We start from the raw sequence: 23,085 nt of genomic DNA on the forward strand, positions 1-23,085 counted from the left end.
CGACCTGGCAGGCTGCACGCCATGACCTTGTACCTCCGGTGGGCGGCCGTCACCGACCAAGGACACGTCCGGAGCAACAACGAGGACTGTCACTACGCCGGTGACAACCTCCTCGTCGTGGCCGACGGCATGGGCGGGATGGCCGCCGGCGACCTCGCCAGCCGGCTCGCCATCGAAGCCATGGTCTCCCTCGACACGCCGATCGCCACCGACCATCAGATGGACGCGCTGCACAAGGCGCTGGAAGTGGCGAACGGCCGGATCGCCGAGATGGTGGTGTCCGACCCCGCCCTGCAAGGGATGGGCACCACGCTGACGGCGGTGCTCTTCAACGGGGAGCGGGCGGCCATGGCCCACGTCGGCGACTCCCGGGCCTACCTGCTGCGCGACGGCCGGCTCAACCAGCTGACCAAGGACGACACGTACGTCCAGATGCTCATCGACCAGGGCCTGCTCAAACCCGAGGAGGCGGCCGGGCACCCGCGGCGGGCCGTCGTCACCCGGGTCCTGCAGGGCGAACCCGTCACCCCCGCGTACGTCATCGTGGAACCGCAGGCCGGTGACCGCTGGCTGCTCTGCAGCGACGGGCTCACCGGCGTGGTCAACGACGCGACGCTGGAGCAGGAGATGTGCACCGTGGCGGACCCGAAGTCCTGCTCCGAGCGACTGGTGGACCTCGCGTTGCGCGGCGGCGGACCGGACAATGTCACGGTCATCGTCGCCGACGTGACCAGCGGAGACTGACCAGGTATTTTACTCCGGCCGCGGAACATCGGGCGCGGCCGGAGAAAATCTGGTGGTGATTCCGGGCGTGGGCTACCTAGCCGACCTGGCCCAGCTCGTCGTCGGGCTGGCCGCCGCGGCCGTCTGCCTGGTCGCAGCCCGGGGCCGCACCGGCGTGCCGCGCCACTGGCGGCACCTCGCCGGCGCCGGCCTGCTGATCTGGGCGTCCACCCGGCTCTGGTGGGTGGTGCAGCACCTCGGCGGCGCCGACCGCGACCCACCGGAACTGGTCTCCGACATCGGCTTCCTGGTGCTGCCGGCCTGCATGCTGGCCGGCCTGCTCGCCGCCGCGCACACCCGGCCCCGGCCGGTGCCGACCTCACCGCGGCGCGACCAGATCGCCCTGGTCATCGACAGCGTGCTGATCACCGGCTCGGTGCTGGCGCTGCTCTGGTCGCTGCTGCCCGGCAGCCCCCTGCCCGGCGGGCCCGTCGACCGTCTCGCCGAGGCGGTGCTGCTCGCCTACCCGGTCGTCGACCTGGTGCTGGTCACCATGGTCGTGCTGCTGCTCACCACCCGGCCCGACTCGCCCGCCGGCCGGCGGCCGCTCGCGCTGATCGGCGCGGCGATACTCGCCTTCGGCAGCGCCGACACGCTGCGGCTGCTCGACGCCGGACCGGCCTGGGTGGAAACCACCGGGCACCTGCTAGGCCCCGCCCTCATCGCCCTCGCCGCCCTCAGCCCGGCCCGGCCGCCGCTCACCCGCCCGGCCACCGCGCTGCTCCAGCACGACTGGTTCCACCTGCTCCTGCCGTACGGCCCCGTCGTCGTGGCCGGTGTCCTGCTGGTGGCGCAGACGATCGCCGGCGAGCCGCTGACCGCGTTCCAGGCGTACCTCGGCTGGCTCGGTCTCGCCCTCGTCGTCACCCGGCAGATGCTCACCATCATGGACAACACCGTCCTGCTGGACCGGATCGCCGACACCCAGCAGCGGCTGCACCATTTGGCCTACCACGACCCGCTGACCGGGCTCGCCAACCGCGCCCTGTTCCGGGAACGGCTCGTCCTCGCCCTCCAGGAGCACCAGACCCACGGCACCCCGGTCGCCGTGCTCTTCGCCGACCTCGACGACTTCAAACTGATAAACGACACCTTCGGGCACGCCATGGGCGACCGGGTGCTGACCGCGGTGGGCGAGCGGATGCGGTCATGCGTACGCGCACAAGACCTCGTCGCCCGCCTCGGCGGCGACGAATTCGCGGTCGTGCTCGACCACGGCGAACAGCCGCCCGCGCCACGGCACCGCCGCCGCCGCTTCCGCCCCCGGCGCTACGTGCTCTCCGCCGCCGGGGTCCGCGTCACCGACTTCGTGGAACGCCGCGCCGCCCCCGGCACCGCCACCGCCGAACTGCCGTTCGGCACCTGGGTCGCCGAAGCCGAAGCCATCGGCCAGCGGATGCTCACCGCGCTCCGCGAGCCCTACCAGATCGACGGCCGGTCCGTCGGTGTCGGCGTCAGCGTCGGCCTGGTCGCCGCCGAACCCGGCGACCCGCTCTCCGCCGACATCCTGCTGCGCCGCGCCGACGCCGCCATGTACGCCGTGAAACGCCGCGGCAAAGGCGCGCTGATCCGCTGGAACGGCACACGCGACGCCGGACCCCTCGCCGACCTGCCCCAACTGCTCGCCGGTGCCCTCGCCGAAGGCGGCAACCCGGGCGCCGCCGGCTTCGAGGTCCACTACCAGCCCATCGTCCGGCTCACCGACAACACCACCGTCGCCGTCGAAGCCCTGGCCCGCTGGACCGACCCCGTCGCCGGGCCCGTGCACCCCGACGTCTTCGTCACCATGGCCGAGCGGACCGGCCTGGTCGCGGCGATCGACGACTTCGTCCTCGACCGGGCCTGCGCCGATGTGGCCCGGCTGGAGGAACGTTTCGGCCGTCCCATCGCCGTGCACGTCAACGTCTCCGCCGGGCGCCTCGGGCAGCAGGGCCTGCGGGACGCGGTCACCGCGGCCCTGCGCCGGCACGACGTTCCCGCCTCCCGCCTCGTCGTCGAGATCACCGAAACCCTGCGGATCCCCGACCTGCCCCGCGCCGCCGCCGTCGTGGCGTCGCTGCGCGACCTCGGCGTCCGGGTCGCACTCGACGACTTCGGCAGCGGCTTCAACGCGCTCGCGCAACTGCACGCCATGCCGGTCGACATCGTCAAACTCGACTCCACCCTGACCGACGTCGAGTCGTCGCGGGCCGGCGCGCTGTGCCGTTCCGTCCTGCGCATCTGCGCCGAACTACAGATCACGGTGGTCGCCGAAGGACTGGAGACGCCGGCGCGGTCGTCGGGGATGGCGGCCCTGGGGTGCCCGCTGGGGCAGGGATACCTGTTCGGGCCGCCGGTGCCGTTGGCCGCCCTCAGCGACGGCCCACCCCCGGCGTCCTCCTGACGGCCCGCCCCCGGCGTCCTCCTGACGGCTCGCCCTGGTGTCCTCCTGACGGCCCGCTCGCGTGGCTTTCGCCCCTCCGTGCGGCCTTGCGCTTTGCGTCGCGCCTTGGCTTCGCCCGTGTCCAGCCCTTGCTCCGCGCCCCCGCCTTAGGCCTGGGCGTGTGCCGGCTGTCGCTGTTGGCTGTCGCGAGCGCCTGCCAGCGACCGTGGGTGACAGCTGGTGCCGGGCTGTCACTGGTGGTTGTTGGGAACGGCTTTGGACGACCGTGGGTGACAGCCGGTGCCGGGCTGTCACTGGTGGTTGTTGAGAGGGCTTGGGGGCGACCGTGGGTGACAGCTGGTCCCGGGCTGTCACTGGTGGCTGTTGGGAACGGCTTTGAACGACCGTGGGTGACAGCTGGTGCCGGGCTGTCACTGGTGGCTGTTGGGAAGGGCTTTCAACGACCGTGGGTGACAGCCGGTCCGCGCTGCTCGTGCTGGTGGACGCAGTAGCCGTCCTGCGGCACGGTGAACCCCAGCTTGAGCCGCCCCGATCGAGGACGACAACGCCAACGCTGTCGCCCACCCCAGCCGGTCGCGTCACCAGCCTGCCGGTATCAGCGGTATCAGCGGTATCAGCGGGAGCGCGGGTTCAGGCGGCGGGTCGGCTGGGCGGAAGTGGGATCTTCCGGCCATGGGTGCCGGGGGTACCGGCCGCGCATCTCGGCACGCACCTGCGGGTAGCCCTGCGCCCAGAAGGATCGCAGGTCGCGGGTGACCGCTACCGGACGGCCGGCGGGGGAGAGCAGGTGCAGCAGCACCGGTACCCGGCCGTCGGCCAGAGTGGGCGCGTCCTGCCAGCCGAACGCCTCCTGCACCTTGACGGCGAGGACCGGGGCGGCCGGGTCGCTGTAGTCGACCCGCACCTGGGAACCGCTCGGCACGGGCAGCCGTTCCGGGGCCACCTCGTTGAGCCGCCCGGCCACCGACCAGGGGAGCAGGCGGCGCAGCGCTGCAGCGACGTCGAGTTTGGCCAGGTCGGAGCGGCGGCGGGCGGTGCCCGGGTCGAGCCACTGGTCGGCGTTCTTCAGCAGGGCCTCGTCGGAGACGTCGGGCCAGGGATCGCCGAGGGCGCTGTGCGCGAAGGCCAGCCGGCGCCGTAGCTCGTCCGCGCCACGGGTCCAGGTGAGCAGCGACAGCCCCTCCTCGCGGAGTCCGGTGAACAGCGCCGCGCGGATCTGGGCCTGATCGGGATCGGTCAGCCGGACGCTGGAGAGCGTGATCGCTCCAAGCCGCCGGACGCGGCGGGCCACCACATCGCCGTCGATCCAGCCAATCTCGGTGGCGTCGGTGAGCAGGGCGGCGGCGACCTCGCACGCGGTGGCCTCGTCGAGGGGTGCGGCACTCCGGATCCGCGCGGTGCGGGCCCCGGCCCTGCGGTCGGCGCCGGCGACGGCAAGCCAGGGTGCGCCGGCCAGCGAGCTGCCGGCGGGCAGGTCGGCGGCGGTGCCTCCGGCCATGAGGTACGCCTTTCCGCCCGGCTCGCGCGCCTTCGCCACCCGCTCCGGATAGGCCAGCCCGACGACGAGCCCGGCCGCCAGATCGTCCGGCAGCCGTTCCCGGACACCGCCGCCGTCCGACTCCTGGCCGTCAACCGGGGCGCGCAGGCGGCCGTCAACAGCCGCGCCCTTCTGGCCGCCGCTGGACGCACCCTCGCGGCCGTCGCCCACCGCGGCCTTCTGACCATTTCCGGACGCCTCCTGACGGCCGCCGCTGGACGCACCCTCGCGGCAGTCGCCGGATGCCCCCTCACGGACGATCCCGGACGCACTCTCACGGCCGTCGCTGGACGCACCCTCGTGAGCGTCGCCGGCCCGGTGTTCGACGGCGGGAACGGGCGCGGCGGCGGTATCAGCGTTGCCCACCATGCGGGACGGCGGGGCAGCTGTTCTGGTCAGGGCCGCGCGCAGCCTGCGTACCTCGGTGGTGAAGCTGTGGTCATTTCCGGTCCGCGCCCTCCGCCAGAGGGTGACCACGTCGTCGGATCCGGAGTTGTCGGCGTCGAGGATGGCGACGATTTCGGCGGCCCGGCGCGAGCCGACCAAGGTTGCGCCGTCGAGGAGTGCGCGTGCCAGGCGGGGGTGCAGGCCGGCGTCGGCGAGGGCGCGGCCCCGGGGGGTGACACGGCCGTCCTCGCCGATGGCGCCGAGATCGTGGAGGGTCGCCGTGGCGGCTCGGAGCGCGCCGGGTGGGGGCTGATCAGGAAGGGACAGGCCGGAGCCGTCGGGGTGGCCCCACAGGGCGAGGTCCAGGGCGAGGCCGGTCAGGTCGGCGGTGGCGATCTCCGGTTCGGGGTGGGCGGGCAAGCGGTCGTGCATGGCCGCCGGCCAGCAGCGGTAGACGCGACCGGGTGCCTCGCGGCCGGCTCGGCCGGCGCGCTGTTCGGCGCTCGACCGGGAGACCGGCACCGTGACCAGTGCGCCGAGACCGCGGGCGTGGTCGGTGCGGGGGACGCGGCTGAGGCCGGCGTCGACCACCACGCGCACGCCGGGCACGGTGAGGCTGCTCTCGGCGATCGCGGTCGCCAGGACCACCCGCCGGCGGATGCCGGGGCGCAGGGCGGCGTCCTGGGCAGAACCGGACAGCCGCCCATGCAGCGCGACAACGTCAAAGCCCCCGCCGAGCGACCCGCCGGCATCGGCAGAAGCGCGCGCATCGGCAGAAGCGCGGGCATCGGCGGACGCGCGGGGATCCGACCCGTCGGCTGCGCGGAGGCGGGCGGCGACCACGTCGATCTCGCGCGCGCCGGGGAGGAAGACCAGGATGTCGCCGTCGTTCTCGGTCAGCGCGCGCCGCACCGTGGCCGCCACATGATCGAGCAGGCGGGGGTCGACGCGGAGGCCGTGCGGGGGTGTGACCGGGCCGGTGGGTGGTGCCCAGACCACGTCGACCGGGTGGGTGCGGGCGTGGGCGGTCAGCACCGGCGCCGGGTCGCCCAGCACGGCGGCGAGCCGGGACGAGTCGGCTGTGGCCGAGGTCGCCAGCAGGCGCAGGTCGGGACGGAGGGCGGCGCGGACCTCGACCAGGAAGGCGAGCGCCAGGTCGGAGTCGAGGTGGCGCTCGTGGCACTCGTCGAGGATCACGGTGGTGACGCCGGCCAGCTCGGGGTCGCGTTGCAGGCGGCGGAGCAGCAGGCCGGTCGTCACCACCTCGACCACCGTGTCCCGGGAGATCTGGCGGTCGCCGCGCACCGCGTAGCCGACGCGGCCGCCGACCCGCTCGCCGAGCAGGCTCGCCATCCGCCGGGCGGCGGCGCGGGCGGCGACCCGGCGCGGTTCGGCCACGATCACCCGGTCGGTGCCGGTGGCCAGGGCCAGGGGCACCAGGGTGGTCTTGCCGGTGCCCGGGGGCGCGACGAGCACTGCCGCGCCGGCGGCGGCCAGTGTGGCGGTCACCTCGGGCAGGGCGGGGCGGACCGGGAGGTCGGGCAACTCGTCGGCGGGGATCAGCACGGCACCAGTCTGGCCCATACCGGTGACAGTTTTTCCGGGCGTGTTTCGTGGCAGGGTGTCTGTTAATTCTTCCGCCGGCCGGTGCGTTCGGCGGACTTCGCCTGCTTGACTGATCAACATTGGAGGAGGGGGTGTGAGCGTGGAGGCCTTCAACGCGCTGCCTGCCGAGCGTCTGGAGCGCGAACTGTTCGCCTGCCTGGCGGCGCCCGCGTGGGGTGCCGGGGTCGCGGCCGGCCGGCCGTTCCGGGACCGGGCCGAGCTGCTCGCCGCCGCGGACGCCGCCGCCCGGTCGTTGAGCTGGGACGACGTCCGGCAAGGCCTGTCCGCGCACCCGCGGATCGGTGAGCGGGCGGCCGGCGCGTCGCAGGAGGCGTCGTGGTCGCGGGCCGAGCAGTCGGCGGCCGCGGCGTCGTCGGACGACGGGACGAGGGCGGCCCTGGTGGAGGCGAACCGGGCGTACGAGGACCGGTTCGGGCACGTCTTCCTGATCTTCGCGAGTGGCCGGAGCCAGGGCGAGATCCTGGACGTCGCGAAGGCCCGGCTCGGCAACGACGAGGCGACCGAGCGGGCGGTCGTGACCGACGAGCTGCGCAAGATCGCGCTGCTGCGGCTGGAGCGGGTGCTCGATGCCCTCTGACGACGGCACGACGGGCGGGTTCCACGCCCGGATCTCCACACACATCCTGGACACGGTGACCGGAGAGCCGGCGCGCGACGTGTACGTGCGTCTGGAGCGCCGCGACTCGGACGGCTGGCTGACCGCGGCCGAGGGGCGGACCGACGACGACGGCCGGCTGCGGTTCCGGGTGCCGGTGCGGGACTGGCAGGCCGGCGGGTACCGGCTGTTCTTCTACGTCGAGCCGTACCTGGGTGGCGACTGCTTCTTCCCGGAGATCACCGTCGCGTTCCACGTGCACGACCCGGACCGTGACTACCACGTGCCGCTGCTGCTGAGCCGGTACGGCTACACCACCTACCGAGGGAGCTGACCTGGTGGCGATCGTGCTCGGACCGAACCGTTACGGCAAGGCGGAGACCCGGCTGGTCCGGGTGACGCGGGACGGCGGCACCCACGGTCTCGTGGATCTCAACGTCAGTGTCGCGCTCTCCGGCGATCTGGCCGCCACCCACGAGACCGGTGACAACTCGGGGGTGCTGCCGACCGACACGATGAAGAACACCGTGTACGCGTTCGCGAAGGAGCACGGCGTCACCGAACCGGAGTCGTTCGCGCTGCTGCTGGCCCGGCATTTCGTCGGCAGCCAGGAGCAGGTGCACGGCGCGACGGTGTCGATCGAGGCGTACGCCTGGGACCGGCTGGGCCCGCACTCGTTCGCCAGGCGTGGCGACCTGACCCGTACCGCTGTGGTGTCGGTGTCCGCCGCCGGCACGCAGGTGGTCTCGGGTGTCACCGGGCTGGTGCTGCTGAACACGACGGATTCGGAGTTCCACGGGTTCGTCCGTGACCGGTACACGACGTTGCCGGAGGCGACGGACCGGATCCTGGCCACGGCGGTGGACGCGCGGTGGCGGCATCGGGGTGACGACGTGGAGTGGGCCGGTTCGTTCGCCGGGTCGCTGGAGGCGCTGAAGAACGGGTTCGTCCAGACGTACAGCTATTCGCTGCAGCAGACGCTCAAGGCGATGGGTTCCCGGCTGCTGACGGATCGGCCGGAGGTCGCCGAGGTGCGGCTGGCGTTGCCGAACAAGCATCACTATCTCGTGGATCTGTCGCCGTTCGACCTGTCCAACGAGGGTGAGGTGTTCATCGCCGGGGACCGGCCGTACGGGCTGATCGAGGGCACTGTCACGCGGGACGACGCGCCGGCCGCGATCGCGGAGTGGTGGCTGTGATCATCGAGAACGCCGCGGTGGCGACGGTCGACGCCGCGGACACGTCGTACGCGAACGGGTACGTCGTGGTGGGCGACGACGGCCGGATCGCGGCGGTGGGCGCCGGGCCCGCTCCCGAACGGCCGGGACAACGCGTCGACGGTACGGGCTGCCTGCTCACCCCCGGACTCGTCAACACCCACCATCACCTCTACCAGTGGGCGACCCGTGGCCTCGCCCTCGACGAGACCCTCTTCGGCTGGCTGACCACGCTCTACCCGATCTGGGGCCGGCTCGACGCGGACATCGTCGGCGCGGCCGCCGGCGCCGGTCTGGGCTGGCTCGCCCTTTCCGGCTGCACCACGTCGATGGACCACCACTACGTCTTCCCGCGCGACGGCGGCGATGTCCTGGCGGCCGAGATCGAGGCGGCCCGCCGGATCGGCCTGCGGTTCCATCCGACCCGGGGTTCGATGGACCTGAGCCGCAAGGACGGCGGCCTCCCGCCGGACCACCTGGTCGAGGAGACGGACGAGGCACTGGCCGCGACCGAGGCCGCGATCGACAGGTGGCACGACCCGTCGCCGGACGCGATGCTGCGGATCGCGGTGGCGCCGTGCTCGCCGTTCTCGGTCACCACCCGGCTGATGACGGAGGCCGCGGTCCTGGCCCGGCGCAAGGGTGTCCGGCTGCACACCCATCTCGCCGAGACCGACGACGAGGAGGAGTTCTGCCGCAAGCAGTTCGGATGCACCCCGGTGGAGTACGCGGAACGCGTCGGCTGGCTCGGCGACGACGTGTGGCTGGCGCACGGCGTGCACCTGGACGACGCGGCGATCGCCCGGCTCGGCGCGACGGGTACGGGTGTCGCGCACTGCCCGAGCTCGAACGCGCGGCTGGGTGCGGGCACGGCACGCGTACGGGAGTTGCTGGATCACGGCGTACCGGTGGGTCTCGGTGTGGACGGCGCCGCCTCGCAGGAGGTCTCGCACCTGGGCGCCGAGTTGCGGCAGGCCCTCTGGACGGCCCGGATGCGCGGTGGTCCGAAGGCGATGGACGCCCGGCAGGCGCTGCGGCTGGGCACGATGGGCGGGGCGCGCTGCCTCGGCCGGCAGGACGATCTGGGCTCGATCGAGGCAGGCAAGCTCGCCGATCTGGTGCTGTGGCGGCTGGACGGCCTGGGGCACGCCGGCATCGACGATCCGGTTGCCGCGCTGGTGTTCGGCCCGCCGGCGCCGGTGGAGCTGGCCCTGGTCGGTGGCCGGCCGGTGGTGCGGCGCGGTGAGCTGGTGAACGCCGACGAGGAGACGTTGACGCGGGAGGCCCGGCGGGCACATCGACGGCTGGTGCATGAATAATGCTCGACTACGGTACGGGGGAGTAACCACACCGAGAGGAACCGTCAACGATGACCGAGATCCTGTCCGACGAGGCCGTGGCGTTCGTCGCCGATCTGAACCGGCGATTCCGGCCCCGCCGTAACGAGCTTCTCGAGGCCCGTGCCCGCCGCCGCGCGGAGATCGCGTCCGGCGCCGGCCTCGGCTTCCTCGCGGAGACGGCGGACATCCGCGCCGCCGAGTGGACCGCGCCGCCCGCGCCGGCCGACCTCCAGGACCGCCGCGTCGAGATCACCGGCCCGACCGAGCGCAAGATGACGATCAACGCGCTGAACTCCGGTGCCAAGGTGTGGCTGGCCGACCTGGAGGACGCGAACACCCCGCACTGGTCCAACGTGGTCGACGGGCAGCAGAACCTCCACGACGCGATCCGGCGGACGATCCGGCTGGAGACTCCGAAGAAGGTCTACGAACTCGGCGACGGCCCGTACCCGACGATCGTGATGCGCCCGCGCGGCTGGCACCTCGACGAGCGGCACCTGCCGGTGGACGGCGAGCCGGCCGTCGGCGCCCTCGTCGACTTCGGCCTCTACTTCTTCCACAACGCCGCCGAACTGCTGGAACGCGGCAGCGGGCCGTACTTCTACCTGCCCAAGATGGAGTCGCACAACGAGGCCGCACTCTGGAACGACGTCTTCACGTACGCCCAGGAGAAGCTCGGCATCCCGGTCGGCACCATCCGCGCCACCGTGCTGATCGAGACGATCCCGGCCGCCTTCGAGATGGAGGAGATCCTGTACGCGCTCCGGCCGCACATCTCCGGCCTCAACGCGGGCCGCTGGGACTACCTGTTCAGCATCATCAAGTACTTCCGCGACAACCCCACCATGATCCTGCCGGACCGGGCGGCCGTGACGATGACCGCGCCGTTCATGCGGGCCTACACCGAGTTGCTCGTCGCCACCTGTCACCGCCGGGGCGCGTTCGCGATGGGCGGCATGGCCGCGTTCATCCCGAGCCGGCGCGACGAGGAGGTCAACAAGGTCGCGCTGAGCAAGGTCCGCGAGGACAAGGAGCGGGAGGCCGGTGACGGCTTCGACGGTTCCTGGGTGGCGCACCCCGACCTGGTGCCGGTCTGCCAGGAGATCTTCGACCGAGTGCTCGGCGACCGGCCGAACCAGCTGGACAAGCAGCGCCCGGACGTCGCGGTCGACGCGCACGACCTGCTGAACGTCGCCGCGCTGAAGAAGCCGGTCACCGCGGCGGGGCTGCGCAACAACGTCAACGTGGCGCTGCAGTACCTGGAGGCCTGGCTGCGCGGCAACGGCGCGGTCGCGATCCACAACCTGATGGAGGACGCGGCCACCGCGGAGATCTCACGCTCCCAGGTGTGGCAGTGGATCCACAACGGGGTCCGGCTCGAGGACGGCACGCTCATCACCGCGGAACTGGTCGGCCGCATCGAGGACGAGGAACTCGCCGCCATCCGCGCGTCGATCGGTGACGACGCCTGGGCGGCGGGCCGCTACGACGACGCCCGCAAGCTGTTCGAGCGGGTCGCCCTCGCCGACGACTTCGCCGACTTCCTCACGAGCGCGGCCTACGACTCCATCGACTGAAGGGTTCCCCGTGCGCCTGTCCGATCATGATTACGACGAGATCGACCGGCGTCTGGCTGCCCACGACGCGTTCCTCCGGGCCCGTTACCCGGGGGAGCGCGCCGGCAGGCAGCCGATCCATACGGTGTACATCCCGGCCGACAAGCTCATCTCCTTCGCCGAGTGGGGCCCTCAGGCGCTCCTGTCCATGGACGAAAACGACTTCCCGTGGCCGGATCCGACCATCCGCGCGAAGCTCGAACGAGAACCGATCGAGGACTTGCGGGTCGACTTCGAGGACGGGTACGGCGTCCGCGACGACGACGAGGAGGACGCGGCCGTCCGCCGGGCCGCCACGACCCTCGCCGCCGGTCCGCGACCGCCGTTCCTCGGCATCCGGATCAAGTCCCTGGAAGCCGCCACCCGCCACCGCGCGCTGCGCACCCTCGACCTCTTCATCGACACCTATCAAGGGCTTTTCGCCATCACGCTGCCCAAGGTCAGCGGCACCGACCAGGTCCGGGCGATGGTCACCCTCTGCGAGAAGATCGAGCGGCTGTACGGGCTGAGCAGCGGCGCCCTGACCTTCGAAATCCAGATCGAACTGCCGTCCGCGGTGCTCGCCGCCGACGGCACCGCCACGGTGGCCCGCCTGATCACGGCGGCGGACGGCCGGTGCACCGGGCTGCACTACGGCACCTACGACTACAGCGCGGCCGCCGGGGTGGCGGCGGCCTACCAGTCCATGGAACACCCGGCCGCCGACCACGCGAAAGCCGTCATGCAGGCCGCCGCCGCACAGACCGGCGTACGCCTCTCCGACGGCTCCACGAACGTCCTCCCGGCCGGTTCGCCCGCCGACGTCCGCGCGGCCTGGGAACTGCACCACCGCCTGGTCCGGCGCTCCCTGGAACGCGGCTTCTACCAGGGCTGGGACCTGCACCCGGCGCAACTGCCCAGCCGGTACGCGGCGACCTACCAGTTCTTCCGCGACGGCCGGGAGGTGGCGGCCGGGCGCCTGCACCGGTACGTGCACCGCCAGGAGAGCGGCATCGCCGACGAGCCGGCCACCGCCCGGGCCCTCGCCGGGTACCTGCTGCGCGGCCTGGACTGCGGTGCTTTCGACGATGTCGGCTTCACCCGGGCCGAGCTGACCGCCCTGACCTGATCACCCTGCTCGTGCCGGCCCGCCTTGCTCGTGCCGGCCCGCCTTGCTCGTGCCGGGCCGCCTTGCTCGTGCCGGGCCGCCTTGCTCGTGCCGGGCCGCCTTGCTCGTGCCGGGCCGCCTTGCTCGTGCCGGGCCGCCTTGCTCGTGCCGGGCCGCCTTGCTCGCGCCGGGCCGCCTTGCTCGCGCCGGGCCGCCTTGCTCGCGCCGGGCCGCCCTGTTCGCCGGCTGGCCGGCCGAGCCGCGATCTTGGCGCGATGAGCCTAAGCAGCCAAGATGTTGATCTGCTAGCGCTACGAAATCGCTGTGATCATGGACCTGAAACCGCGATTTCGCACCGCCAGCAGATCAACACCAGTCCCCCGTAGCGGCCAACAGCCACGCTCGCGCCTGGCCTCCCACTCCGGATCGCACTGCTCTGCTCCGGATCGCGTTCGCGTTCAGTTCCGGCGGCGCAGGAAGGTGCGGTGCATGCCGGCGGCGATCACGGCCAGCGCGGCGACGATCCCGGCACCGGCGATGATCCGGCCCGAACCGGGCTCGGCCCACCACGTAGGCATGAGACCGAACATCGTCGCCGGGTCGTAGACGATCAGACCGAAGACGCCGACCACGGCGACGGCGAGCGCACCGACGAGCACACTCAGCACGAGGATCCGCCGGTTCTCCGGGGCGGCCGGATCGTCGCGCGGCTCCGCGCTCAGGGCCATGGTGGGCTCGGCCTTGGGTTCCGGCTCCTCGGCCACTTCTAGACCCGCCGGGCCGTCCGTCTCCGGCTCGTCCTCGTCGGTGTCCGCGTCGCCGGCATCGTTCTCCACCACCGGCGCCGGCGAGTCGACGGGCTGCGCTTCGGCGTCGTCCGCCGCGCCGGGTACTTCCTCCGCGATCAGCTCAGCCTCTCCGGCGGGCTGAGCTTCCGCGGCGGGCTCGGGCTCTCCGGCAGCCTCGGTCTCGATCTCTGTCTCCACCGCGGCTTCCGCTTCCGCCGTGGTCTCCGCCTCTTCCGTCGCCTCCGCGGCCGGCACGGCGTCCTCGATGGACTCGGGCTCGCCGACGGCATCGACGGGCACCGCCGCCGGCTCGGCTGCTGTTTCGACGTCCTTCGCTTTATCGGTCACACAGGCCCCCGTTACTTGATCGTGACGTTGGACCATAGCGCATGCCTAATCCGCCGTGCGGTCGAACTTTCCGGGGCGAAGCCGAGTACTACCTGTCGCCGTCAAACCATGCGGGGAGGCATCTGGTGCGGTACATCCCGTTGAAGTCCACACGTTCCGAGCACATCTGGCAGCGCCCGTCCTGGAGGTGCCGTGCCTGCGGCCGGGCCTGGCCATGCCCGCCGGCGCGGGCCCAGCTCACCGAGGGCGCCGACCGGGTGTCGCTCGCCATGTACATGTGGGGCAACCTGGACCAGGCCGTGACCGACCTGCCCCGCCGCACGCCGGCCGAGCTGTTCGAGCAGTTCCTGGGCTGGACCCAGGTCAGGACGCCGGCACGATCCGGTCCCGGAGCCACGACGGGTCCGGGTTCACGAAACCCGCACCGTCGATCACCACGGTCGGCACCGTCTCGTCGCCGCCGGTGATCGCCCGGACGGCTGCGGCGCCTTCCGGGTCCTGCCAGATGTCCACCCAGTGCAGCCGGGCCGCGTCCGGGCCGAGCCGGGCGCGGAGCCGGAGGCAGAACGGGCAGCCCGGCCGCCAGTAGACGACGGGCCGGCCGTCCCGGACCGCTTCGGCGGCGCGCTCGGGACGGGGGAAGACGCCGGGCGACAGGGCCACGGCCAGACCCAGGAAGAGCAGCAGCAGGAAGGCCGCGCCCCACGTGGAGCCGTCATTGACCTTGACGGCGGCGATGAGCACACCACAGACGGCCGCCAGAACTGCCAGCCTCCACCGACGCACCATGGAGCGCGACGGTACACCGTTACGCGGCTACGCCGCGAAAGTGCTGGCCAAAACAGCGAACCGTGACGAAATCCCCGGCCGGGCGGATGATCGTCCGGTGAAACAAACCGCCGCTAGGGTCTGGCCATGGCTGATCTGGTGGTGCGGTCCCGGCGGGTGATCACCCCGGAGGGCGAGCGGGCGGCCGCGGTGACGGTCGAGGGCGGGCGGATCGTGGCGGTCCGGCCGTACGACGCCGTGGTGGCCGCTGCCGAGGACGTCGACCTGGGCGACGACGCGCTGCTGCCCGGCCTGGTGGACACGCACGTGCACGTCAACGAGCCGGGCCGGACCGAGTGGGAGGGCTTCGCCAGCGCCACCCGGGCGGCCGCGGCCGGCGGGGTCACCACGATCGTCGACATGCCGCTGAACAGTCTGCCGCCGACCGTGGACGCCGAGGCGCTGCGGATCAAGCAGGCGGCCGCCGCCGGGCAGTGCCACGTGGACGTGGGGTTCTGGGGCGGTGCGATCCCGGGCAACGCCGGTGACCTGCCCGAGCTGCACGCGCGCGGGGTGTACGGCTTCAAGGCGTTCCTGGCCGACTCCGGGGTGCCGGAGTTCCCGCCGGTCGACGCCGGTCAGCTCGCCGAGGCGATGCGCGCGGTCGACGCGCTGTTCGTGGTGCACGCCGAAGACCCGGGCAGGTTGGGCGAGGCGGTGAGCTCGGCCGCGTACACCGACTTTCTGGCCTCCCGCCCGCCGGCCGCCGAACACGCCGCCGTCGCCACCGCGATCGCCGTCGCCCGCGAGGCCGGTCGCCGGGTGCACATCCTGCACCTCTCCGCCGCCTCCGCGCTTCCCCTGATCGCGCAGGCCCGGGCCGACGGGGTCCGGGTCACCGCGGAGACGTGCCCGCACTATCTGACCCTTGACGCCGGCGCGATCCCGGACGGCGCCACCGAGTTCAAGTGCTGCCCGCCGATCCGGGACGCGGCGAACGCCGACCTGCTCTGGGCCGCGCTTGCCGACGGCCTGATCACCTGCGTGGTCAGCGACCACTCGCCGTGCACCCCCGACCTGAAGCGGCAGGACACCGGGGACTTCGCGGCGGCGTGGGGCGGTATCGCGTCCGTGCAACTCGGTCTGCCGGTCGTCTGGACGGCGGCCCGGGAGCGGGGGCACAGCCTCGCCGACGTGGTGGGATGGATGGCACGCCGTCCCGCCGACCTGGCCGGGCTGCGGCGGAAGGGGCGGATCGCGGCCGGCGCCGACGCGGACCTGGTGGCTTTCCGGCCCGACGAGCGGTTCACGGTCGACCCCCGGGCGCTGCATCACCGCAACCCGGTCACCCCGTACGCGGGCCGGGTCCTGACGGGTGTGGTGACCCGGACCTGGCTGCGCGGCAGCGCGGTGACCGGCGACGAACCCCGCGGCCGTCTGCTGAGCCGCGGCGGAGCAGCAGAGCCGGGCGGAGCAGCAGAGCCGGAGGAGAAGTGATGGACGATTTCACCGCACTGCCCGATCTGGCGTCGCGCGCGTTCGGCGGCGGCGTCGTGCACGCCAACGACGAGTTCTTCGCCGCGGCCGACCACCTGGTCCTGCCGGAACCACCCGGGCACGCGCCGCGGACCTTCGACCACAAGGGACAGGTCTACGACGGCTGGGAGACCCGGCGGCGGCGGGTGGCCGGGCACGACGAGGCAGTGGTACGGCTGGGAGCGCCCGGCATCGTGCACGGCGTCGACGTGGACACCGCGTTCTTCACCGGCAACTATCCGCCGCACGCGTCGGTCGAGGGTGCCGCGCTGCCCGGACATCCCGGCCCGGACGAACTGGCCGCCGCCGAGTGGACCGAACTGGTGCCGCGGTCGGCGCTGCGGGGCGACAGCCACAACCTGTTCGCGGTGGCGGACCGGCGCCGCTGGACCCACGTCCGGCTGCGCATCTTCCCGGACGGCGGGGTGGCCCGGCTCCGGGTGCACGGCGAGGTGGTGCCCGATCCGGCGCTGCTGCCGAAGACCTTCGATGTGGCGGCCGCGGAGTACGGCGCGACGGTCGTCGACTGCAGCGACATGTTCTACGGCAACCCGCAGCGGATGCTGATGCCCGGCCTCGCCCGGAACATGGGTGACGGCTGGGAGACGTCCCGGCGCCGCGACGACGGCAACGACTGGGTCGTGGTGCGGCTCGCGGCACCGGCCGTGCTCCGCTTCGCCGACCTGGACACCAGCCACTTCAAGGGCAACGCCCCTGGTGCCGCCCGGCTGACCGGCACCGACGACCGGACCGGCCCGGCGGACTGGGTGGAGCTGCTGCCCCGGGTGGCGCTGCGGCCGGACACCCCGCACCGGTTCCGTCTGACGAAAGGGCCGGCGGTGACGCACGTGCGGCTGGACATCTTCCCGGACGGCGGGATGGCGCGGCTGCGTCTGCTGGGACGTGCCGATCGGGGGCATCTGCGGTCCAGAATGGCGGGGTGAGCCGTACCGTTTCCCTTGTCCTCGTCGACCCGCACGGTGCCGTCCTCGGCGCCCTCCCGCCGTTCCCCGTCGTCACGCCGTGGTGGCAGGAGGTGACCGAGGTCGTCGCGAAGGCCGGCGCCGACGTGACAGTGCTGCGGCTGCTGCACGCCGACCGGCCGGCGCCGCACGGCGGGCACGTGACCTACCTGGCCGAGACCCGGGACTCACCGGCCGGGCTGCTGCCGGTGACTCCCAGCCTCGCACCGCACCCGCTGCGCGCGCCCTGGGCCGAGGTCGGCGGCCCGGCGGCGTCGCTGGCCTGGGCCGCCGGCGCGCTGGACCGGATCGGCCTGTCCGGGGCGGTCCCACGGCAGCAGCGCACCTGGAACCTCTCCGCCATCTGGCGCTTCGACGCCCCGGACGGCACCCCGGTGGCCTGGCTCAAGCAGGTGCCGCGGTTCTTCGCGCACGAACCGGTCGTGCTGCGGATGGTTGACGCCGTCTCGCCGGGCCTGGTGCCCTATGTGCTGGCCGCCGGCGAACAGGGCCGGACCCTGCTGGCCCACGTGCCGGGGGAGGACCGGTACGGCGCCGGCCCGTCCCTCGCCGCCGCGGTCGTCGACGCGTTCCACCCGGTGCAGGCGCACTTCGCGACCCGGGTGGACGAGCTGCTCGCCGCCGGCCTGCCGGACCACCGGCTCGACCCGGCACGCGTCGAAGCCGTCGCCGCGCCCCACCTCGACCGGATCCCCGGGCTCGCCGACGTGCTGGCCGAGCTGCCGGGCCGCCTCGCGGAGCTGGCCGCGTGCGGGATGCCGGACACGCTGCTGCACGGCGACCTGCACCCGGGGAACGTGCGTACCGGCCCGGACGGCAGCCCGGTGATCGTGGACTGGGGCGACTCCGGCGCCGGCCACCCCGCCTTCGACGCGCTGCGGCTCAGCTCCGACCCGGGGGTGCTGCGGGACTGGGCCGGTCGGTGGCCGGGTTGTGACGCGCTGCGGGCGGTGGAACTGGTGCGGCCGCTCGCCGGCCTGCGGCAGGCCGTGGTCTACGCGGACTTCGTGGCGAACATCGAACCGGCCGAACGCGTCTATCACGCCGATGACGTGGCGGCGTCCCTGAGGCAGGCTTGTGACTCATGGAGGACGCCCGCCGGCACTACCTCGACCTGATCCGCCACGACGGGGTGACCCTGTCACCCGATCTCGCCCGCGCCTTCGCCACCGTGCCACGCGAGGTCTTCGTCCCCGGCGGATTCCACCGGCGCGACGGCCGGCTGGTGCTGCCCGCCGACCCGGAGTTCCTGCGCGCCGTCTACAGCAACGACGTGCTGGTCACCAAGCTCGACGGGCAGCGACCGGTCAGCTCGTCCAGCCAGCCGTCCCTGATGGCCCTGATGATCGAGGCGCTGGACATCCGGCCCGGTCAGCGGATCCTCGAGATCGGCGCGGGGACCGGCTACAACGCCGCGCTGCTCGCCACCCTCGGCGCCGAGGTGACGAGCGTGGAGAGCCAGCCCGACGTGGCGGAACGGGCACGCGCCGCGCTGGCCCGGGCCGGGATCACCGGGGTACGGGTGGAGACCGCCGACGGGTACACCTTCGGGTCCCGCCCGCCGGACGACAGGTGGCCCGGTGCCGCCGGCCCGCCGGATCCCGCCGCCGTGCCCGGTGACTCCGTGTTCCGTGACTCCGTGCCGGACGGCGACTACGACCGGATCATCGTGACCGTCGGGGTGGCCGGGCTGGCACCGCACTGGCCGGCGCGGCTGCGTCCCGGCGGCCGGATCGTCGCACCCGTGGAGCACGCCGGCATGCACCCGGTCCTCGTCGCCGGCACCGCCTGCGAGGCATCGGTGGTCTGCCCGGCCGGGTTCATGAGCGCCGCCGGCCCGCTCACCGCCCGGCATCCGGGCAGCCACCCGGACCCGCCGGCCGAACCGCTCACCGGGCTCGTACCCGTCGTCGGGCCCCGATGGGAACCGCTCGCCGCCCTCGCCTACCGGGATCTCTGGTTCGCCGCCGGCGTCTGGCACCGGCGGGTCACCTGGGCCAGGGTGCCGGAGACCCCGGGCACGGGCGGCGCGTTCGCCGGGTTCCGGGACCGCAGCTTCCTCGCCGTCCTGGACGACGACGGCACCGGCGGGGCGGTGGTGCTGCCGGACGGCGCGGTGCTGGCTTCGGCCGACCGGTGGGCCGGGGTCGCGGTGGCGCTCACCGAACGCTGGCAGGCGCTGCACCGGCCACCCATGCGGGCCTGGCGGGCCTGGTTCGAGCGGACCGGGCCGATCCTCGTGCCGAGGACGTGGAACCTGCTGCGCCCGTAGGCTTGTCGGCGCGCCTACTCACCAGGTGCCCGCGCGGCGGTCCCGCCAGGGCCGGCCGTCCGGGTCGTAGATCAGGCGGTAGGCCGGGGTCGCCCACAACCGCTGGTACCACGGCAGCCGGTTCGTCTCGTGCGGCACCAGCCGGCCCGGCGGACGCGCACCCTGCCGGCCGCCGTCGTTCCACTTCTTCAGCCGATCCGCCGACTCGGTCACGGCCCGCACCGCGTCGAACGGGTCCAGCAGGTCCTCGTCGTCGCCCTCGGCCCGCCCCAGGTGCTCGCGCAGCAGCGACAGCCGCAGCTCACGCGGGAACCGGCGGGCGCCGTCACCGAGACCGGCCGGATCCGCCGGCGCGCGGTCGTCCCGGTTGTCGTCGAGGACCGCGCAGGACAGCTCGCTGTCGTGCGTCCACGAGCGACGGTTGAAGTTGTCGCTGCCCACGCTGGACCAGACGTCGTCGATCACGCAGATCTTGGCGTGCACGTAGATCGGGGTGCCGGCCGCGTTCTCCAGGTCGTACACGTGCACCCGGTCACCGGCGGCCCGCCGGCACAGCTCGATGGCCTGCTCACGTCCCACCTGGTTCGGCGGCAGCGCGAACGCGCCGTCCACGTCCGGGTAGCGGGGCACCACGGCGATCAGGTGCAGGTCCGGGTTGTCACGCATCGCCTCGGCGAACAGCTGGGCGACATCTTTGGACCACAGGTACTGGTCCTCCAGGTAGATCAGCCGGCGGGCGCGGCGGATCGCCTTCGTGTAGCCGCGGGCCACGGTGCGTTCGCCCATCCTCGCGAACGAGTACGCCGGGCGCATCGCCGGATAGGTACGCAGCACCTGCACCGTCATCTCACCGGCCGGCGGCGGGTCCGGCGGCTGCGGCGGAAGCCGGTCGGCGCTCATGTCCTCGTGCTTGAGCATGTCGACGGCCGTGGAGATCGGCCCGTGCTGATCAAGCGGCGCCGGGTCGTTCCACCGCTCCCGGAACGACAGGTCGAGGGCTCCCACGACCGGCCCCCGCAGGGCGAGCTGCACGTCGTGCCAGGGAGGATTCGGACCGTACGCCTTCGCCATCCGCACCGCCTGCGGATCACCCTCGTGTGCCTCGTCGTCGCGGCGGCTGTGACACAGGTCGATGCCACCGGCGAACGCGATGTCCAGTTCCGGTCGCCCGGGATGCCGCAGCACGACCAGCTTCTGATGGTGCGACCCACCCCGGCGGACCCGCTGATCGAGCAGGACCTCCCCGCCGCAAGCCTCGATGTCGTCACTGAGCGTGCGGTTCTCCTCCTCGCTGTACGCGAGCTTGTCCACATGAGAACGCCACAGCAGCCCCTTGACGATCACCCCGCGGCCGGCCGCCTTCGCGAACAGCTCCGCGATCGTCGGACCGTCCTCCCGCAACCGCTCGTCCGGGTCGCCCCGCCAGTCGGTGAAGAAGAGGTGATCGCCCGCTTGGAGGGCCTCCACCTCGGTAGCCAACCGATCGAAGTACTTTTGCCCATGAATCAGTGCTTCGACGGTGTTTCCGGTGTTCCATGTGGGTATGGAGGTGTCCGGGTCGCCGCGTTCGGCAGCGGTGAGAAGCCATTCCTGCGGCGGCACAGCAACCCCTTCGAGGTCGACGACGCCCTCACCGTAAGCCTCCCACCCGCCGTCCGCACCCGGAGCGGCGACCCCGATCCCGCGGAGGAGTGGATCACATGAGCAGCGAGCCGCTGTCGACCACGAGCGTCACCAACACCCCCGAGTCCGCCGAGAAAGGGCTGCTCATCGCGGTCCTGCTACTGGTACTGGCCGGAACCGCAGCCATCCTGATGATGATGCCCTGACCCCGTAGGTCACCCTCCCCGGCAACCGGCTCGCCCGCCCCGAGCCGCCGGTGTGATCAACGCCCCATTCCCTCGGAAGTGCCCCCGCCCGGGCACCCTTCTCCCCGCCCACCGGATCTCGTCTTCCCGCCCACGGCGCCTCATCTTCCAGCCCACGGCACCTCACTGACCGTGTTGCGCACGGTCGCGCCCTCACCCTGCGTACTACCCCTCGACCGGTTCGTGGTCGCCTCACCGTGCGTTCCCCTCGGCCGGTTCGTGGTCGCCGCTGAGCTCGCCCCGGGCGTGCGGTACCGAAGCCTGGCGAGCTGTTCGCGGCATCAAGCCCCCGCAGCGGCCGGCGCTCAGTCGGTGTGCGGCAGCCGCGTGGCCGGGATGACGCCGAGGCGACCCTTCTGGAAATCCTCGAAGGCCTGCTTCAGCTCGGCCTGCGTGTTCATCACGAACGGGCCGTAGTGGGCGATCGGCTCGCGGATCGGGCGGCCGCCCATGATGAACAGATCCATTTCGGTCTTCGCCTCGACGCGGATGGCGTCGCCGGGGCCGTGGGTGGCAAGCTGGCCGAGGTGGATCGGGCGGAGGTCGGTGCCGACCCATCCCTCGCCCGCGAGGGTGTAGACGAGGGCGTTGTAATCCGGCTGCCACGGCAGGTCGAGCCGCGCGCCGGGCTGCAGGGTCACGTGCGCCAGGTTGATCGGGGTGAACGTGGAGCCGGGCCCGCTGTGGCCGGCCACCTCACCGGCGATGACGCGGATGAGGGCGCCACCGTCCGGAGTGGTCAGGAGCGCGGCCTGCTTACCTCGGATGTCCTGGTACTTCGGGTCGATCATCTTCGCGGCGCGCGGCAGGTTAACCCACAGCTGCAGGCCGTGGAAGAGACCGCCGCTCATCACCAGGTGCTCCGGCGGCGCCTCGATGTGCAGGATCCCGGCGCCCGCGGTCATCCACTGGGTGTCGCTGTCGGTGATCGAACCGCCGCTTCCCAGGGAGTCCTGGTGGTCCATGATGCCGTCGATCATGTAGGTGACGGTTTCGAAGCCGCGGTGCGGGTGCCACGGCGTACCCTTCGGCTCGCCCGGCGCATAATCCACCTCGCCCATCTGGTCCAGGTGGATGAAGGGATCCAACTCGGTCATTGGCACACCGGCGAACGCGCGGCGGACCGGAAAGCCCTCGCCCTCGTATCCCGACGGCGCGGTGGTCAGCCGGCGAACCGGCCGGAAATCGGTCATCGGGTCCAGCCGGGGGAGGCGCGGCAGGACGAGGACGTCCTCGACGGTGATGGCGGGCATGGTTCACACCTTCCTGATCTTGTCGAAGACGCGGCCGATGACGGCCAGCTCCTCGTCGTCCAGATGATCGATGAAGCGTTTCCGCACGGTTGTCAGGTGTGCCGGAGCGGCCTCGCGCAGCGTTTCCAGCCCCAGATCGGTGAGCACGGCTTCCTGGCCGCGCCCGTCGTCAGTGCAGTTCTCCTTGCGCACCAGACCGCGTTTGATCATTGAGTTGATCTGGTAGGTGATCCGGCTCGGCGACAGCCACAGCCGGTTGGCGAGCTCACCCATCCGAATCCGCCGATCCTTCGCCTCGGCGAGCGCAACAAGCACGTGGTAGTCGTTCATGCTCAGCCCGGTCGCGGCCCGTAGCTCGTCCTCGAGTCGCGTGTGCAGCGCCCACGAACTCTCGATGAACGCGCGCCAGTGCCGCATCTGGGTCTCGTCGAGGGGCTCGGCCATGCGGAGAACCGTACTCCTTAAAATCTGAAACTTCAAATTCGAAAGACCCCAGGGGTACGCGTCGCCGGCCGCCCCCCGAAACCGGCCAGCCCGGCCACCTCGGCCAGCTCGGTCACCTCGGCCACCTCGGCCAGCTCGGTCACCTCGGCCAGCTCAGCCAGCTCGGCAAGCCCGGCCAGATCGGCCAGCTCGGCAAGCCCGGCCAGCCTGGTCGGACCTGGTCGGACCTGGTCAGCTCGGTCGGCTCGGTCAGC

At 72.4% G+C, this 23,085-nt stretch carries 18 protein-coding genes and 1 pseudogene; 13 read left to right on the top strand and 6 right to left on the bottom strand.

Annotation, left to right across the window (positions count from 1 at the left end):
* The first annotated feature begins 21 nt into the window (after window positions 1-21).
* Together LPA41_RS10190 and LPA41_RS10195 are read left to right on the top strand one after the other, a co-directional pair.
* Complete coding sequence (locus LPA41_RS10190) at window positions 22-744, top strand: PP2C family serine/threonine-protein phosphatase (protein WP_229069836.1); 723 nt, start codon at window positions 22-24, stop codon at window positions 742-744.
* Window positions 745-799: 55 nt separating this feature from the next.
* Complete coding sequence (locus LPA41_RS10195) at window positions 800-3,166, top strand: bifunctional diguanylate cyclase/phosphodiesterase (RefSeq protein WP_229069837.1); 2,367 nt, start codon at window positions 800-802, stop codon at window positions 3,164-3,166.
* Between the two features lie 613 nt (window positions 3,167-3,779).
* Here LPA41_RS10195 and LPA41_RS10200 read toward each other — a convergent pair.
* Window positions 3,780-6,650, bottom strand: coding sequence for an ATP-dependent RNA helicase (locus LPA41_RS10200; protein WP_374238142.1), 2,871 nt, complete (start codon window positions 6,648-6,650; stop codon window positions 3,780-3,782).
* Window positions 6,651-6,789: 139 nt separating this feature from the next.
* Here LPA41_RS10200 and uraD point away from each other — a divergent pair, with 139 nt between their 5' ends.
* The 6 genes and pseudogenes from uraD (at window position 6,790) to LPA41_RS10230 (ending at window position 12,592) form a co-directional block, all read left to right on the top strand.
* Complete coding sequence (gene uraD, locus LPA41_RS10205) at window positions 6,790-7,293, top strand: 2-oxo-4-hydroxy-4-carboxy-5-ureidoimidazoline decarboxylase (protein WP_229069839.1); 504 nt, start codon at window positions 6,790-6,792, stop codon at window positions 7,291-7,293.
* Window positions 7,283-7,645, top strand: coding sequence for a hydroxyisourate hydrolase (gene uraH / locus LPA41_RS10210; RefSeq protein WP_229069840.1), 363 nt, complete (start codon window positions 7,283-7,285; stop codon window positions 7,643-7,645). The genes uraD and uraH overlap by 11 nt, the downstream gene beginning before the upstream one ends.
* 4 nt (window positions 7,646-7,649) lie before the next feature.
* Window positions 7,650-8,510, top strand: coding sequence for a factor-independent urate hydroxylase (gene pucL / locus LPA41_RS10215; RefSeq protein WP_229069841.1), 861 nt, complete (start codon window positions 7,650-7,652; stop codon window positions 8,508-8,510).
* Window positions 8,507-9,847 (top strand): 8-oxoguanine deaminase, encoded by a 1,341-nt coding sequence (locus LPA41_RS10220; RefSeq protein ID WP_229069842.1) that lies wholly within the window; start codon window positions 8,507-8,509, stop codon window positions 9,845-9,847. The genes pucL and LPA41_RS10220 overlap by 4 nt, the downstream gene beginning before the upstream one ends.
* 47 nt (window positions 9,848-9,894) lie before the next feature.
* Window positions 9,895-11,445: pseudogene (aceB, locus tag LPA41_RS10225) on the top strand (malate synthase A); the annotation flags it as partial.
* A 10-nt stretch (window positions 11,446-11,455) separates the two neighbouring features.
* Complete coding sequence (locus LPA41_RS10230; protein WP_229069844.1) at window positions 11,456-12,592, top strand: aldolase/citrate lyase family protein; 1,137 nt, start codon at window positions 11,456-11,458, stop codon at window positions 12,590-12,592.
* A gap of 437 nt (window positions 12,593-13,029) precedes the next feature.
* Here the strand turns inward: LPA41_RS10230 and LPA41_RS10235 are convergent, their stop codons facing one another.
* Together LPA41_RS10235 and LPA41_RS10240 are read right to left on the bottom strand one after the other, a co-directional pair.
* Complete coding sequence (locus LPA41_RS10235) at window positions 13,030-13,707, bottom strand: hypothetical protein (RefSeq protein WP_229069845.1); 678 nt, start codon at window positions 13,705-13,707, stop codon at window positions 13,030-13,032.
* A 363-nt stretch (window positions 13,708-14,070) separates the two neighbouring features.
* The gene (locus tag LPA41_RS10240; protein WP_229069846.1) at window positions 14,071-14,496 is read right to left on the bottom strand and encodes a glutaredoxin domain-containing protein; all 426 of its coding nucleotides are present in this window, start codon (window positions 14,494-14,496) and stop codon (window positions 14,071-14,073) included.
* A 126-nt stretch (window positions 14,497-14,622) separates the two neighbouring features.
* On the opposite strand from LPA41_RS10240, the gene allB reads away from it, so the two are divergent.
* The 4 genes from allB to LPA41_RS10260 are packed head-to-tail and all read left to right on the top strand — an operon-like array spanning window position 14,623 to window position 19,266.
* Entirely contained in the window at window positions 14,623-15,972 is a 1,350-nt protein-coding gene (gene allB / locus LPA41_RS10245) for an allantoinase AllB (protein ID WP_229069847.1), read from the top strand.
* Complete coding sequence (alc, locus tag LPA41_RS10250; RefSeq protein ID WP_229069848.1) at window positions 15,972-16,955, top strand: allantoicase; 984 nt, start codon at window positions 15,972-15,974, stop codon at window positions 16,953-16,955. The genes allB and alc overlap by 1 nt, the downstream gene beginning before the upstream one ends.
* Window positions 16,952-18,112, top strand: a complete 1,161-nt coding sequence (locus tag LPA41_RS42930) for a phosphotransferase family protein (protein WP_229069849.1) — start codon at window positions 16,952-16,954, stop codon at window positions 18,110-18,112. Before alc ends, LPA41_RS42930 begins: the two co-directional genes overlap by 4 nt.
* Window positions 18,079-19,266: a protein-L-isoaspartate O-methyltransferase gene (locus tag LPA41_RS10260; protein WP_229069850.1), complete on the top strand. Its 1,188-nt coding sequence runs from the start codon at window positions 18,079-18,081 to the stop codon at window positions 19,264-19,266. Before LPA41_RS42930 ends, LPA41_RS10260 begins: the two co-directional genes overlap by 34 nt.
* An 18-nt stretch (window positions 19,267-19,284) precedes the next feature.
* Here LPA41_RS10260 and LPA41_RS10265 read toward each other — a convergent pair whose 3' ends face one another.
* Window positions 19,285-20,868 carry a phospholipase D-like domain-containing protein gene (locus LPA41_RS10265; protein ID WP_229069851.1) on the bottom strand — a complete coding sequence of 528 codons (1,584 nt, stop codon included), beginning with the start codon at window positions 20,866-20,868 and terminating at the stop codon, window positions 19,285-19,287.
* A gap of 98 nt (window positions 20,869-20,966) precedes the next feature.
* On the opposite strand from LPA41_RS10265, the gene LPA41_RS41790 reads away from it, so the two are divergent.
* Entirely contained in the window at window positions 20,967-21,095 is a 129-nt protein-coding gene (locus LPA41_RS41790) for a hypothetical protein (protein WP_255689455.1), read from the top strand.
* Between the two features lie 344 nt (window positions 21,096-21,439).
* On the opposite strand, the gene LPA41_RS10270 is transcribed toward LPA41_RS41790, so the two are convergent.
* Window positions 21,440-22,387, bottom strand: a complete 948-nt coding sequence (locus LPA41_RS10270; protein WP_229069852.1) for a pirin family protein — start codon at window positions 22,385-22,387, stop codon at window positions 21,440-21,442.
* Window positions 22,388-22,390: 3 nt separating this feature from the next.
* A complete protein-coding gene (locus LPA41_RS10275) occupies window positions 22,391-22,831 on the bottom strand; it encodes a MarR family winged helix-turn-helix transcriptional regulator (RefSeq protein ID WP_229069853.1) in 441 nt (146 codons plus the stop codon).
* Window positions 22,832-23,085: the final 254 nt, after the last annotated feature.

Source organism: Actinoplanes sp. DH11 (genome assembly GCF_020873875.1).
Classification (GTDB): Bacteria; Actinomycetota; Actinomycetes; order Mycobacteriales; family Micromonosporaceae; genus Actinoplanes.